The 14,001-nt window shown below is 67.9% G+C and carries 12 protein-coding genes and 1 pseudogene; 7 read left to right on the top strand and 6 right to left on the bottom strand.

Annotated features, from left to right (window positions below):
* The first annotated feature begins 22 nt into the window (after window positions 1–22).
* The 6 genes from J2X34_RS13050 (at window position 23) to phoU (ending at window position 7,240) form a co-directional block, all read left to right on the top strand.
* A complete protein-coding gene (locus J2X34_RS13050; protein ID WP_429517651.1) occupies window positions 23–940 on the top strand; it encodes a LysR family transcriptional regulator in 918 nt (305 codons plus the stop codon).
* Window positions 941–1,128: 188 nt separating this feature from the next.
* A complete protein-coding gene (locus J2X34_RS13045; RefSeq protein WP_114720830.1) occupies window positions 1,129–2,082 on the top strand; it encodes an acyl-ACP desaturase in 954 nt (317 codons plus the stop codon).
* A gap of 98 nt (window positions 2,083–2,180) precedes the next feature.
* Window positions 2,181–3,323, top strand: a complete 1,143-nt coding sequence (gene dusB, locus J2X34_RS13040) for a tRNA dihydrouridine synthase DusB (RefSeq protein ID WP_429517649.1) — start codon at window positions 2,181–2,183, stop codon at window positions 3,321–3,323.
* Window positions 3,324–3,399: 76 nt separating this feature from the next.
* Entirely contained in the window at window positions 3,400–4,341 is a 942-nt protein-coding gene (locus J2X34_RS13035; RefSeq protein WP_429517647.1) for a DUF5996 family protein, read from the top strand.
* A gap of 137 nt (window positions 4,342–4,478) precedes the next feature.
* Window positions 4,479–6,467 carry an LCP family protein gene (locus J2X34_RS13030; RefSeq protein ID WP_114720821.1) on the top strand — a complete coding sequence of 663 codons (1,989 nt, stop codon included), beginning with the start codon at window positions 4,479–4,481 and terminating at the stop codon, window positions 6,465–6,467.
* A gap of 83 nt (window positions 6,468–6,550) precedes the next feature.
* The gene (phoU, locus tag J2X34_RS13025) at window positions 6,551–7,240 is read left to right on the top strand and encodes a phosphate signaling complex protein PhoU (protein ID WP_114720818.1); all 690 of its coding nucleotides are present in this window, start codon (window positions 6,551–6,553) and stop codon (window positions 7,238–7,240) included.
* A 57-nt stretch (window positions 7,241–7,297) separates the two neighbouring features.
* Here the strand turns inward: phoU and J2X34_RS13020 are convergent, their stop codons facing one another.
* On the bottom strand, window positions 7,298–8,518 hold the full coding sequence (locus J2X34_RS13020; RefSeq protein ID WP_429517643.1) for an ABC transporter substrate-binding protein: 1,221 nt from the start codon (window positions 8,516–8,518) through the stop codon (window positions 7,298–7,300).
* A gap of 294 nt (window positions 8,519–8,812) precedes the next feature.
* Complete coding sequence (locus tag J2X34_RS13015) at window positions 8,813–9,121, bottom strand: hypothetical protein (protein ID WP_429517642.1); 309 nt, start codon at window positions 9,119–9,121, stop codon at window positions 8,813–8,815.
* Between J2X34_RS13015 and J2X34_RS13010 the strand changes: the two are divergent.
* Window positions 9,120–9,686, top strand: a pseudogene (locus J2X34_RS13010) (endonuclease/exonuclease/phosphatase family protein); the annotation flags it as partial. The gene J2X34_RS13015 and the pseudogene J2X34_RS13010 overlap by 2 nt on opposite strands.
* A gap of 138 nt (window positions 9,687–9,824) precedes the next feature.
* Here the strand turns inward: J2X34_RS13010 and pstB are convergent.
* The 4 genes from pstB to pstS all read right to left on the bottom strand — a co-directional run bounded on the left by pstB (window position 9,825) and on the right by pstS (window position 13,840).
* Window positions 9,825–10,601 carry a phosphate ABC transporter ATP-binding protein PstB gene (pstB, locus tag J2X34_RS13005; RefSeq protein WP_114720809.1) on the bottom strand — a complete coding sequence of 259 codons (777 nt, stop codon included), beginning with the start codon at window positions 10,599–10,601 and terminating at the stop codon, window positions 9,825–9,827.
* A gap of 94 nt (window positions 10,602–10,695) precedes the next feature.
* Entirely contained in the window at window positions 10,696–11,601 is a 906-nt protein-coding gene (pstA, locus tag J2X34_RS13000) for a phosphate ABC transporter permease PstA (RefSeq protein ID WP_114720806.1), read from the bottom strand.
* Between the two features lie 3 nt (window positions 11,602–11,604).
* Entirely contained in the window at window positions 11,605–12,654 is a 1,050-nt protein-coding gene (pstC, locus tag J2X34_RS12995; RefSeq protein ID WP_114720803.1) for a phosphate ABC transporter permease subunit PstC, read from the bottom strand.
* A 58-nt stretch (window positions 12,655–12,712) separates the two neighbouring features.
* On the bottom strand, window positions 12,713–13,840 hold the full coding sequence (pstS, locus tag J2X34_RS12990) for a phosphate ABC transporter substrate-binding protein PstS (RefSeq protein ID WP_114720801.1): 1,128 nt from the start codon (window positions 13,838–13,840) through the stop codon (window positions 12,713–12,715).
* Between the last annotated feature and the right edge of the window lie 161 nt (window positions 13,841–14,001).

Genomic DNA, 14,001 nt, shown 5'->3' with positions numbered 1-14,001 from the left:
ATCCTGTGCATAAGCTTGCGGGGTGGAACTGATCGAGAGCCTGCGCTGGTTCGTCGCACTCGCCGAGACCGAGCAGGTCACGGCCGCGTCGGACATGCTGCGCATCTCCCAGCCGACGTTGTCGCGTCGCCTGGCCCGGCTCGAACGCGACCTGGGCGTCGCACTGTTCGACCGCCACGGACGCCGGCTCGAGATCAACGACAGCGGGCGGGTACTCCTCGAGCACGCACGCCGGGCCCTCACCGAGCTGTCGACAGCGCAGCGGGAGATCGCGACACTGGGCAGCCCCGACGGTGGAACCGTGCGGCTGGGCTTCCTGCATTCGTTCGGAACCCGGCTGGTCCCGGAGGTGCTGCGGGCCTATCGCGACGAGCGCCCCAAGGTCACGTTCTCCCTCTACCAGGACGCCGCCCAGGCCCTCGTCGACCGCGTCGTGGAGGGCCGCGACGATCTGGCGTTCGTGTCACCGAGGCCGCGGACGCCGCAGGTCCAGTGGGCCGCGGTCGCACACCAGCGACTCGCCCTCGCGGTCCCGGCCGGTCACCCGCTGAGCAGCAGCACCTCCCTGGACCTCGGCGCCGCGGCCGACGAACCGTTCATCGGGATGCACGAGGACTACGGGATGCGTCGCATCTTCGACGAGTTGTGCGCCGAGGCGGGCGTCGTGCCGACCGTGGTCTTCGAGTCGAGCGAGCTGGCCACCATCGGCGGCCTGGTGTCGGCGTCGCTCGGTGTCGCGGTGATGCCGTGGCAGGAGCCGCACGCCTGGCCCGAGGGCGTGACGCTCGTCCCCCTGCGCGGCGCCGGACGCGATATCGGCATCGTCTGGGCGAGCGGACGGCCACTGCCGCTCGCCGCGGAGCGGTTCCTCCGATTCACAGCAGATTCACAGTGGGGAGAAGCGTGGAAAACGGGCTCCCCGAAGGTCACCGACGTGTAACGTCCGACACAGACGACACGGTGAACTCGGTATCGGCGAGGCCACAGGGGACGTGCCGCCCCAGGGGGATTACGCAGCGGCATCCACTGCCACCCGGCCCTCTTCCCTTCGAACCTACGGTACCGTAGGTTTGCAGCACGTTCCCCGAGGAATGCGTGTCCCCCAACTCGTTACGGAGGCAGAATCGGATGTCGCGGGATCTCACCCAGCTCGAGCTGCTGCAGGAGCTGCAGCCTGTTGCCGAAGAGAACGTCAATCGGCATCTCTCGATGGCCAAGGATTGGCATCCGCACGATTACGTCCCGTGGGACGAGGGCCGTAATTTCGCCGCGATGGGCGGCGAGGACTGGGATCCCGAGCAGTCTCGCCTGGGCGAGGTCGCCAAGGCCGCGATGATCACCAACCTGCTCACCGAGGACAACCTCCCCTCCTACCACCGCGAGATCGCCGAGAACTTCTCGCGTGACGGCGCCTGGGGCACCTGGGTGGGCCGGTGGACCGCCGAGGAGAACCGCCACGGGATCGTGATGCGCGACTACCTCGTGGTCACCCGCGGCGTCGACCCGGTGGAACTCGAGAACGCCCGCATGATCCACATGACCAACGGCTACAACTCACCGGCCGGCGACAGCGTGGGCCTGCTGCACTCGGTCTCGTACGTGACGTTCCAGGAACTCGCGACCCGCGTCTCGCACCGCAACACGGGCAAGGCCTGCCAGGACCCGGTCGCCGACAAGATGCTCCAGCGCATCGCGGCGGACGAGAACCTCCACATGATCTTCTACCGGAACATCTGTGGCGCGGCGATGGACATCGCACCCGATCAGACACTCAAGGCCGTGACCGACATCATCAAGAACTTCCAGATGCCCGGCGCCGGTATGCCGAACTTCCGCCGCAACGGCGTGCTGATGGCCAAGCACGGCATCTACGACCTGCGTCAGCACCTCGAAGAGGTCGTGATGCCGGTGCTCCGCAAGTGGAACGTCTTCGATCGCACCGACTTCACTGCGCGCGGCGAGGACACCCGCGAGGAACTGGCGGTGTTCCTCGAGGATCTCGAGAAGCAGGCCACCAAGTTCGAGGAGATGCGCGACCGGTCGCTGGCCCGCGAGGCCGCGCGCGCCGAGAAGGCCTCCTGACAGGTCGCCACCTGCCCCGTTGCAGCTATCCTGTGCCCGGTACCGGATTCGGTACCGGGCACAGTCTTTTCTCCCGTAGTAGTTATCCCGAGGTCTTCATGTCACCCCTTCGCATCGGCCCCCTCGAGCTGGGCAGCCCGGTCGTGCTGGCCCCCATGGCCGGCATCACGAACGTCGCGTTCCGCACCCTGTGCCGTGAACTCGAACTCGAGCGCGCCGGAAGCACGTCGGGCCTGTACGTCTGCGAGATGGTGACGGCGCGCGCACTGGTCGAGCGGCATCCGGTGACGATGCACATGACCACGTTCGGCCCCACCGAGACGCCCAGGTCGCTGCAGCTGTACACCGTCGACCCCGAGATCACGTACGCCGCCGCGAAGATGATCGTCGACGAGAACATGGCCGACCACATCGACATGAACTTCGGCTGCCCCGTCCCCAAGGTCACCCGCAAGGGCGGCGGCTCGGCGCTGCCGTACAAGCGCCGCCTGTTCGGGCAGATCGTCGCCGCCGCGGTGAAGGCGACAGAGGGCACCGACATCCCGGTGACGGTGAAGATGCGCATCGGCATCGACGCCGAGCACCACACGCACCTCGACGCGGGACGCATCGCCGCCGCGGAGGGTGCCGCCGCCCTCGCGCTGCACGGCCGCACCGCGTCGCAGCGCTACTCGGGCACCGCCGACTGGAGCGAGATCGCCCGGCTCAAGGAACACGTCACCGACATCCCGGTGCTCGGCAACGGCGATATCTTCGCCGCCGAGGACGCCGCGAAGATGATGGCCGAGACGGGCTGCGACGGTGTCGTCGTCGGACGTGGCTGCCTGGGCCGACCGTGGCTGTTCGCCGAGCTCAGCGCCGCCCTCAACGACAAGCAGATCCCGACGCCACCGACGCTCGGCGAGGTCGCCGCGATCATGCTGCGGCACGGTCGGTTGCTGGCCGACCACCACGGCGAGGACCGCGGCATGCGCGAGATGCGCAAGCACATCGCGTGGTACATGCGCGGGTTCCCGGCCGGCTCGGAACTGCGCAACGGGATGGCCCGGGTGTCCTCGCTCGCCGAACTCGAGGGCTTCCTCGGCCAGCTCGACCCGACGGTGCCCTTCCCCAAGGACGCCGAGGGCCCGCGCGGCCGCCAGGGTTCGCCCGGCACCGTCGCGCTGCCCGACGGCTGGCTCGACGACCCCGAGGACACCCTCGTCCCCGAGGGTGCCGACATCATGCATTCCGGCGGATAGCCCCGGCCGATCACCACCGACGCCTAGACTCCGGAGAAGCTGCAGATCCTCGAGGATTCTTCCGGAGGGAGACGTCGTGGCCGCTTCACCCACCGATTCCGATGTCTGGCCCGCACTGCGGGTCGCGGACTGGGAACCCACCCGCGACACCCTGCACATGTGGACGCAGATCGTCGGCAAGGTCCGTCTGGCCCACACCCCGCTGGTCAACCACTGGTGGCAGGTGCCGCTGTACGTGAGCGCGCGGGGACTGACGACGTCGGCGATCCCGTACCGCAACCGCGTCTTCGACATCGAGTTCGACTTCTGCGACCACCGCCTGACCATCCGTGACAGCAACGGATCGGCGCGGGGATTCGCGCTCGAACCGATGCCGGTCGCGAAGTTCTACACCCTGATCACCGGCGCGCTCGACGAGTTGGGCATCGAGACACACATCACGGCGACCCCTAACGAGGTGGTCACGGCGATCCCGTTCGCCGAGGACACCGCGCACGCGTCGTACGACGCGCACGCGGCCAACCTGTTCTGGCGGCAGCTGATCCAGGTCGACCGCGGGATCCACGAGTTCCGGTCCCGTTTCCTGGGCAAGGTCAGTCCGGTGCACTTCTTCTGGGGCTCGTTCGACATGGCGTGCACCCGGTTCTCGGGACGCACCGCGCCGAAGCATCCGGGTGGCGCACCCCACTGCGGCGACTGGGTGATGGTGGAGGGCTACTCACACGAGCTGTCGAGCTGCGGGTGGTGGCCCGGAGGCGGCGAGGAGGGCGCGTTCTACTCGTACGCCTACCCCGAGCCCGACGGTTTCGCCGACTACCCGGCGGCGCCCGACCAGGCGTTCTACAGCACCGAGCACCGCCAGTTCCTGCTGCCCTACGAGGCCGCCCGGACCGCGGACGACCCCGACGCGACGCTGCAACGATTCCTGCAGACCACATACGAGGCGGCCGCCGACAACGCCGACTGGGATCGCGCCGCGCTCGAGTGCGATCCGCGGCGGTGGCGCTCGAGCCGCTGATCTTCGCGCGCCCGCCTCCAACTGCGACAACCGAACTCCCGCGCGCGCACTGATGCCACGGAGGTCATCCATCAGTATCATTGCGACGTCGTCGAGCGACGGTACTTTTTTGGAGGCGGAGAGGTCAGGGCGAATCGGTGGGTGACGAGCACAATCCCGGTCACGCCGCGCCGGAAGGCCGAGCGCCCTGGGAGCGCCCCCTCGCCGACAGCACCTATCGCGAAGCGCAGGCCCGCAGACACGGGCGTCACGAGTCCGATCCGGGAGCGATCGACACGCCCGGATCCGCAGGCCGACGCGCGGACGACGGCGACACGAGTGAACGGCTGTCCGTCGCCGAACTGATGGAAAAGATGGGCCGGCCCGCGGGCCGGGCCTCCCGCGGGCGGCGCGCCCGAGCGGACGAGGACGACGCCCGAGTCGCCGGCTACGGTTCCGACGTCGACCCGATGGACGACCAGGACCCGACCGAGATCATCCCGTCCGTCACCGACGACGACTACCTGTTCGCCGAGGATCCCTACGACGACCCCGAGCCGTCCGCCCCGAACTGGGTGGAAGAGGCTGTGACGACCGCGTCACCCCAGGCCGTCGGCAACCCCCAGCCGACCAGGCTCGCCGCGAGCAAGACCCGCAGGCAACGCAAGCTACTGCTGTTCGGACGGTCCGCCGTCGCGCTCGTCGCGGTCATGGCGCTGCTCGCGACCGGCGTCGTGTGGGGATACCTGAGGACCACCGAGGGCCGGTTCTCGCAGATCGCCGCACTCGACACCGACTCCACCGACATCATCGACCCCGGCGGGCAGACCGGCGACGAGACGTATCTGATCGTCGGCACCGACACGCGCGCCGGAGCCGCCGGAGCGGTGGGCGCCGGCACCGTCGAGGACGCCGAGGGCGCCCGCGCGGACACCGTCATGCTCGTCCACGTCCCGGCCGATCGCAGCCGCGTCGTCGCGGTGTCGTTCCCCCGTGACCTCGACGTGGAGCGGCCGGTCTGTCAGGGCTGGGACAGCACGACCGGCGAATACACCGACGAGACGTACCCCGCCGCCGACGGCGACAAGCTGAACGCCACCTACGCACTCGGCGGACCGAAGTGCCTGGTGAAGGTGATCCAGAAGGTATCCGGTGTGAAGATCCGCCACTTCGTCGGCATGGACTTCGCGGGCTTCGAGAACATGGTCAACGAGGTCGGCGGCGTGAAGGTGTGCGTCCCGCAACCACTGATCGACGGTGAGCTGGGCACGATCCTGCCGACGGCGGGCACCCAGACCCTCGACGGCAAGAAGGCGCTCGACTACGTGCGCGCCCGTCACGTCGAGGCGGAGGGCAACGGCGACTACGGCCGGATCAAACGCCAGCAACTGTTCCTGTCGGCGCTGCTGCGTGAGGCGATGTCGAGCAAGGTGCTGTTCGATCCCACCAAGCTCAACGGCTTCATCAACGCGTTCACCCGGGCCACGTTCGTCGAGAACATCGACACCAAGTCGCTACTCACGCTCGGCCAGTCGCTGCGCAACGTCGACGCCGGCGCCGTCACGTTCATCACCGTCCCGACCGCCGGAACCAACGAGTGGGGCAACGAGATCCCCCGACTCGACGACATCAAGGACATCTTCAAGGCGATCATCGACGACGAGCCCCTCCCGGGCGAGAAGCGCACCGAGGACACCAAGAAGGACGCCGCGCCCGCCCCGGACCACGCCGTCGACCAGCTCGCGCTGAGTCCGGAAGAGGTGACGCTCCAGGTATCCAACGGCTCGGGCGTCTCCGGGCTGGCCGCCACGACCGCCGACCAGCTCGCCGCGTATGGGTTCCAGATCTACAGCGTCGGCAACTACACCGGCACCAGCAGCCAGACCGTCGTCCGGTTCTCCCCCGGCCGCGAGGCCGAGGCTGCGACCGTGGCGTCGTCCATCCCCGGTGCGGTGCTCGAATCGGTATCCGGCCTCGGCAACATCGTCGAGGTGGTTCTCGGCAGCGAGTTCGACCGCACCCTCGTCGCCCCCGTCGAGGCCGGCACGCCCGTCGACGCCGGGCACGCACGGGTCGGCGCCGACGAGGAGATCGAGCTGCCCGCCGACCTCGCAGTCACCAACGCGACGGACAATCCCTGCACCTGACCGCCGGAACTGCGCCTGGCATTCACCCACCGTTCACCTGACCGGGGTGACTTGGTTTCCGCTGCACCGTAGGCTGTGACCTCATGCGCGTCGCTTACAACGAACAGATGACCGAGCTCGCCGACACCCTCGGCGAGATGGCGGGCTTGGCCGGGGCGGCCATGGAGAAGGCCACCCAGGCCCTCCTGCACGCCGACCTGGGTCTCGCCGAGCAGGTCATCGGCGAGCACGAGAAGATCACCGAGCTGAGTGTCGTGGCCGAGGAACGGGCGTTCGCCCTCCTTGCCCTGCAGGCCCCGGTCGCCGGCGACCTGCGGTCCGTCGTCAGCGGTATCCAGATCGTCTCCGACATCGACCGCATGGGTGCGCTCGCGCTGCACGTCGCCAAGATCACGCGCCGCCGGCACCCCAACCACGTCCTCCCCGAAGAGGTCAACGGCTACTTCGCCGAGATGGGCCGGATCGCCGTCGCGCTCGGCGCCGGCGCCAAGGAAGTCCTCGAGACCCGCGATCCCGAACGTGCAGCGAAGATGCACGAAGAGGACGACGCGATGGACGACCTGCACCGCCACCTGTTCAGCGTCCTCATGGACCGGGAGTGGTCGCACGGTGTCGCAGCCGCCGTCGACGTGACGCTCCTGGGCCGCTTCTACGAGCGCTTCGCGGACCACACCGTCGAGGTCGCGCGCCGGGTCATCTTCCTCGTCACCGGCAAGATGCCGGTCGAACCGAGCAACGACTCCGACGACCTCACGTCGTACCCGGAGCTCTAGAGCCCCCAGCACGATCGGCGCGGGGCCCGGCACCGGCCGGACCCCGCGCCGTCTGCGCTACTGGGTCCGCAGATCGAACATGTTCGGATCGGTGACGACGACGTCACCGTCGAACGTCATCCGGTACATCATCGAATTCGACACGCGCTGGAAGATGCCGAACGGCTCCACCGCGTTCGGTGTCCACGCCGGGACCAGGCCCAGCATGTCGATGTCCGTGGCGTTCTGGAATCCCTGCATCACCGCGGACGCGTCGATCGTGTCGAGGGTCTGGGCGACCTCACCGAACGCGCGCACCGACAGCCACGAGAAGATCTCGGTGCCGTTGAGGTTGGCGCGTTCCAGGTTCTCCTCGCCGGACGCGGACATGTCGTCGAGGAACGGGACCAGCCCCGGGAACTGGTCGGTGCTCGACGACGGCGCCGGCACCGGGCTGGTGTAGATCGACGACGTCGCGAACGTACCCAGGTCCTGCAGGTCGGCCTGCGTGAATCCGGTTGCCGCCAGCGCGAATCCGAGTTTCGACCCGAGCTGTTCGAACGCGTCGGCCATCTGGTTGGCCTCGGTGGCGGGCAGCGCCATGATGACGCCCTGCGCTCCGTTGCGCTCGGCCGCCGCGATGAACTGCGTGTAGTCGGTCGCACCGGCACCCACCGCGACCTCGTTGACGATCTCGGCCCCCTTCGCCTTCACCGCGGGCGTGAGCATCTGGCTGAGCATGGCCGCGACCGGGACGTCGGGGCGCATCAGCGACAGCTTGGTCTTGCCCTGCGCGACGAGCGCGTCGACATTGGCGTAGAGCGTGAGCAGCGACCCCGCGAACGGCGTGAAGACGTTGGGTGCGGTGAAGTCCGCGATGTTCATCGGGTTCATGCCGATGCGCGGGATACCTGCCGCCGCGAGGATCTGCGACACCGCCTCCGGCGACGCCGGGGTGAAGTCGGCCAGCGTGGCGGTCACGCCCTTGCCGACCATGTCGTTGGCGCAGTCGACCTCCTTGTTGGGATCGCCCATCGAGTCGCACTGGATCAGCTCGAGTGGCCGACCTGACACGCCGCCGCGGGAATTGAGGGCCTGGATCGACGCCGTCATGCCGGCCGCCTGGCTGGCCACCGACACGCCACCCGCCTCGATCGCGAGGATCTGGCCGACCTTGATCGGATCGCCCGTCGCGGCATTCTCGGCGGCGTCGGCGGAACTGTCGTTGCTGCAACCCGAGGCCACGAGGCCGACGGTGGCGAGGGCTGCGATCGCCGGAGCAAGGGTCTTCAGTTTCACGTGATGTCCTTCTCGATAGGCGCTGCACTTCCGGACGAGATGTGGAGCCACGGATCGCGAAACCGTCCCCCTCGGCGCTGTCCGCACCTCCTATCCGGCTTGCCGCAGGAGCGTAGTGAAACTTCGAGCAATGTTTGGGCGATTCGGACAATTGCAGTGAATGCGCAGATAGCTGCCATTGCAAACGACCGAGTAAGACATGAGGCTTATCCTCGGTTATCACCTCGAACGCTCCGGGCCCGCCAACACTGCGGCCGACCTCGCCGGCGGCGGGCATGATCGAGAGGTGATCGACTACCGGACCGCGCGCCTGACGGCGGGGGTCTTCGCTGCGGTCTGCGGACTGTCGGGAGCATTCGGCCTGCTGGCCTCGGCCGTGAGCATGGAGAACCGGTTCGTGGTCCTGCTGGCCGGACAGACACCGACACTGCTCGTCATCGCACTGGTCGGCGCCGCCGTCGCCGCGTTCGCCGGGCAGTGGGCCGTCCAGGCGGCCTGTCTGGCCGTCTGCGCCGTCGGCGTCGGGGTTCTCGCCCCGCTGTACATCCCCGGCGCGGACGGTGCCGCGACGCCGGACCCGTCCGGTCCGTCGGTGCGAGTCATGCAGGCCAACACCAAGATCGGCCGCGCCGATCCCGCATCCCTGGTCCGTACCGTGCGCGACCGCGGCGTCGACGTCCTCACCGTCCAGGAACTCACCGACGAGTCGATCGACGGACTGCAGGCCGCCGGCCTCGACGACCTGCTGCCGTACCGGTTCGTGGTGTCGTACGGCCCGGGTGGCGAGGGCGGCGGCATCTACAGCCGCTTCCCGCTGTCGAACACCCGCAATCTGGAGGGCTACCTGTCCGCGAACCTCACCGCGGATCTCGATGTGGGGCTACGAGAACCCGTGTCCCTGTTGGCGGTTCACCCCGCGCCCGCCTACCTGTTCCCGGCGCAGCTGTGGGCGGCGGAACTGCGCGGCCTGCACGGCGAGATGCTCGCGGACGCGCCGCGCGACAACGTCATCGTCAGCGGAGACTTCAACGCGAGCTACACCCAGCGCCAGTACCGTGAGCTGCTCACCGACGGCTACACCGACGCGGCCGACCAGGTGGGCGCCGGGCTGCTGCCCACCATGCCGGCCAACCGTCGGCTCCCCGCGTTCACGGGCATAGACCGCATCATCACCAAGGGCGCCGCGGTGACCGCCCTCGAGCGCATCGAGATCGTCGGGTCGGACCACCACGGACTCGTCGCCGACGTCCGGTTGGCCGTTCCCGCGGCCGTCCCTGCGCCGCAGAACGGAACGCGGACCGGGGCCCTAGCCGAAGCGGCCGGAGATGTAGTCCTCGGTGGCCTTCTGGGTGGGGTTGGAGAAGATCTTCTCGGTGTCGTCGATCTCGATGAGCCGGCCCGGCTTGCCGGTGGCCTCGAGGTTGAAGAACGCCGTCTGATCGCTCACGCGCGCCGCCTGCTGCATGTTGTGCGTGACGATGACGATCGTGAAGTCCTTCTTGAGCTCGGTGATGAGGTCCTCGATCGCGAGCGTCGAGATCGGGTCCAGCGCCGAACACGGTTCGTCCATGAGCAGCACGTCCGGCGAGACCGCGATGGCGCGCGCGATGCACAGACGCTGCTGCTGACCACCGGACAGGCCGCCGCCCGGCTTGTCGAGCCGGTCCTTGACCTCGTTCCACAGGTTGGCGCCGCGCAGCGACTCCTCCGCGACCTCGTCGAGCTTCTTCTTGTTGCGCTCGCCCTGCAGCTTGAGGCCGGCGACGACGTTGTCCCGGATGGACATGGTCGGGAAGGGGTTCGGCCGCTGGAAGACCATGCCGATCGTCTTGCGGACGCCCACCGGATCGACGGACGAGCCGTAGATGTCCTCGCCGTCGAGCAGCACCGAGCCCTCGACGCGCGCGCCCGGGGTCACCTCGTGCATGCGGTTGAGGGAGCGGAGCACCGTCGACTTGCCGCAACCGGACGGGCCGATGAACGCGGTGACGCTGCGCGGGGGCACCGACAGCCCGACATCGGCGACGGCGTGGAACTTGCCGTAGTAGATGTTGACGTCCTTGAGATCCAGACGCTTGGCCATTACCGGCTCCCTACTGATGTGAGCGCTAGCTCGAGTATGTGCTGACGAGATTCGGGGGATGCGGCGATCGCGGCGATCGCCTCCGATTCGGTGCTCACTTGTTGCGCACCGAAGCGAAGTGACCGATCGTCTTCGCGACGATGTTGAGGACCGCGATCAACAGGATCAGGGTCAGTGCCGCACCCCAGATCCGGTTGGAGCCGGCATCGGTCGGGTTGTTCATCTCCGCGACCATCACGCCGGGCAGCGTGCCCATCTCCCCGCCGAACAGGTTGAAGTTGATGAACGGCGCGTAGCCCACCAGGATCAGCAGCGGCGCGGTCTCGCCGAGCACGCGGGCCAGGGCCAGCATGACGCCGGTGATGATGCCCGGCAGCGCGGTGGGAACGACGATGCGCGCGATGGTCTTCCACTTGGGCACACCCAGCGCGTACGACGCCTCGCGCAGATCGTTCGGCACGATTCGCAGCATCTCCTCGGTGCTGCGCACCACGACCGGCACCATCAGCAGCACCAGCGCCAGCGACACCGCGAAAGCCGACTTCGGGAAGCCGAACGTCGCGATCCACAGCGCATAGATGAACAGGGCCGCGACGATCGACGGGACACCGGAGAGGATGTCGACCATGAAAGTGGTGAGCTTGCCGAGCCGCGAGTTGCCCGCGTACTCCACGAGGTAGACGGCGACGAACAGGCCGAGCGGAACCGACAGCGCCGCACACACCAGTCCCTGCATCAGGGTGCCGATCAGCGCGTGGTAGATACCGCCGCCCTCGGCCGAGGCGGACAAACCGCTGAGCGAGTTCGTGAACCACGTCTGCGACGTGACGGCACCGATGCCCTTGACGATCACCGTCCACAGCACCCACACCAGCGGCACGAGCGCGACGAGCACGGACAGGGTCACCAGCACGGTGGCGGCGACATCGGTGAAGCGGCGGCGGAATCCGACGCCCTGGAATGCGGGAGCCTTGATGGGCTTGTCGAGAACGCTGGTCATCGGTCAGTCCCTCTTTCCGGCGATCGCGGCGCGGGCCGCCGCGTTGACCAAGAAGGTGAGTACGAACAGGACCAGGCCGGCGGCGATGTAGGCGCCCGCCTGGATGTTGTTGTTGAACTCGGCGTAACCGAGGGCGATCTTGGACGCGATCGTCGATCCGCTGTCGAACACCGACCAGCTGAACGCCTGCGACGTCGTGCGCAGGATCATGTACAGCGCCATGGTCTCGCCGAGCGCGCGGCCCAGGCCGAGCATCGAGCCACTGATGTAACCCGACTTGCCGAACGGGATGACGGTGGTGCGCACCACCTCCCAGCGGGTGGCACCGAGCGCCAGCGCGGCCTCGATGTGTGCCTTGGGCGTCTGCCCGAACACCTCGCGGGTCACCGCGGTGATCACCGGCAGGATCATCACCGCGAGCACGATGCCGGCGGTGAAGATCGTGCCGCCGCCGCGGATCGAGCCGGAGCCGTCCGCGAAGATCGGGATCCAGCCGAGGTTCTCGTTGAGCCACACCGCAACCGGGGCGATCGCCGGGGCGAAGATCAGCAGGCCCCACAGGCCGTACACGATCGACGGCACCGCGGCGAGCAGGTCGATGACGTAGGCCAGCGGCCGAGCCACCTTCTTCGGTGCGTACTCGGTGAGGAAGATCGCGATGCCGAGCGCCACCGGCATCGCCAGCACGAGCGCGACGAGCGAGACCATCACCGTCACCTGCAGCAGGTCCAGGACACCGAACGCCATCGAGTTGATGTTGTCGGTGTTCCACTCACGGCTGGTGAGGAAGTTGACCTCGTTGCGCTGCAGCGCCGGAATCGCGCGCCAGATCAGGAAGAAGCCGACAGCGGCAACCAGCAACGTGATGAAGACCGCCGACCCCGACGCCAGCGATCCGAAGATCCGGTCGCCGGGACGGGTGACCGTCTTGCGCTTCGTTGTCTCGGGGGAAGTGATCGGGACCTCCGGGGTGCCGTTCGGACCGCCCACCCCGGCCCCGCCGTCCGCGGGGCCGGAGGCGCGTGGTGTTGACCGTGTGCTCGCGTCAGTCATCTGCGCTCACATTCTCTGTCTGAATATAGATGGGCGGTCCGAATGGCGACGGGTCCGATCAGGCGATCGCGGAGATCGACTCGTTGATCTTGGCGCGGAACGACTCCGGCAGCGGCACGTAGCCCTGCTCGGCGAGGGTCTGCTGACCCTCGTTGGCGGCGCTGGTCAGGAAGGACTTCACGGCCGCGGTGGTCGCGGCGTCGTAGCCCTTGGAGCACACGACCTCGTAGGTCGCGAGAACCAGCGGGTAGGCGCCGGCTTCCGTGGTGCCGTAGATCGACTTCAGGTCCAGCGTGAGGTCACCGGTGCCCGAGCCCTTGAACGACGCGTTGGCGATGGCCTTCGACGCTGTCTCCTGCGACAGCTTCACCGGGCCGGAGCCGGTGTCGATCTGGGCGGACGGCAGCTTCTGCTGATCCGCGAAGGACTTCTCGACGTAGGTGATCGAACCGGGCGCGGTGGCCACGGCCTGTGCGACACCGGCGGAGCCCTTGGCGCCTTCGCCGACACCACCCTTGAAGTCCGAGCCCGCGCCGGCGGTCCACGCACCGTTGGAAGCAGCCTCGAGGTACTGCTGGAAGTTGTCGCTGGTGCCGGACGAATCCGAACGCACGATCGGGCTGATCTTCTCGTCGGGCAGCTTGACGCCGGAGTTCAGCGCCGCGATGGCCGGATCGTTCCAGTTGGTGATGCCACCGTTGAAGATCTTGGCGATGGTCTCGCCGTTGAGCACCAGGTTGTCGACGCCGTCGAGGTTGTAGGCGATCGCGACCGGGCCGAACACGAGCGGCAGGTTCCACGCGTCGTTGCCCTGGCAGCGGGCCTTCGCCTGATCGGCCTGCTCGCCCTTGATGGCGGAGTCGGAGCCGGCGAAGTCGATCTGGTTCGCGATGAACTGCGTGCGGCCGTCACCGGAACCGCTGGGGTTGTAGGCGACGTTGACGTTCTTGCCCTTCTGCTGGCAAGCCGCGATGTAGGCCGAGGTGAACTCGTCCATCGCGTTCTTCTGCGCGGACGAACCCGCACCGGAGAGCTTGTCCTTGCCGTCGCACAGGGCGGTCGACGCCGACGTGTCGACGGTGGACGACGCGGCATTGTTGTCGCTGCCGCACGCCGTCAGAGACATCGCCGTCACGGCACCGACTGCCACCATTCCGAGCAGTGCGCCGTTTCGCTTGAGGTTCACCCTTGTCCTCCGCTGGTCTAGCGTCTCGCCCGACTCCGGGCGGCATGGGAAGCGCGAATCACGCGTGACTCGCACCGGGCGACCGACTGCCACCCAGGCCAGAAACGTAAGGGGCGCCGGTAGCCAACTGGACCCGGTTCGGTGAACGGAAGGTGAACTCC

This window comes from Rhodococcus sp. BE178, from assembly GCF_050433545.1.
Lineage (GTDB): Bacteria > Actinomycetota > Actinomycetes > Mycobacteriales > Mycobacteriaceae > Prescottella.
The sequence above is the reverse complement of the archived record's forward strand: the minus strand, read 5'-3'. Positions and strand labels throughout refer to the sequence as shown.

Coding starts and splice junctions, on each gene's coding strand:
- pstB (WP_114720809.1), bottom strand. CDS start 10,601: ATGGCCAAGCGTCTGGATCTCAAGGACGTCAACATCTACTACGGCAAG.
- J2X34_RS13045 (WP_114720830.1), top strand. CDS start 1,129: ATGTCGCGGGATCTCACCCAGCTCGAGCTGCTGCAGGAGCTGCAGCCT.
- phoU (WP_114720818.1), top strand. CDS start 6,551: ATGCGCGTCGCTTACAACGAACAGATGACCGAGCTCGCCGACACCCTC.
- J2X34_RS13015 (WP_429517642.1), bottom strand. CDS start 9,121: ATGACTCGCACCGACGGACCGGACGGGTCCGGCGTCGCGGCACCGTCC.
- pstA (WP_114720806.1), bottom strand. CDS start 11,601: ATGACCAGCGTTCTCGACAAGCCCATCAAGGCTCCCGCATTCCAGGGC.
- pstC (WP_114720803.1), bottom strand. CDS start 12,654: ATGACTGACGCGAGCACACGGTCAACACCACGCGCCTCCGGCCCCGCG.
- dusB (WP_429517649.1), top strand. CDS start 2,181: ATGTCACCCCTTCGCATCGGCCCCCTCGAGCTGGGCAGCCCGGTCGTG.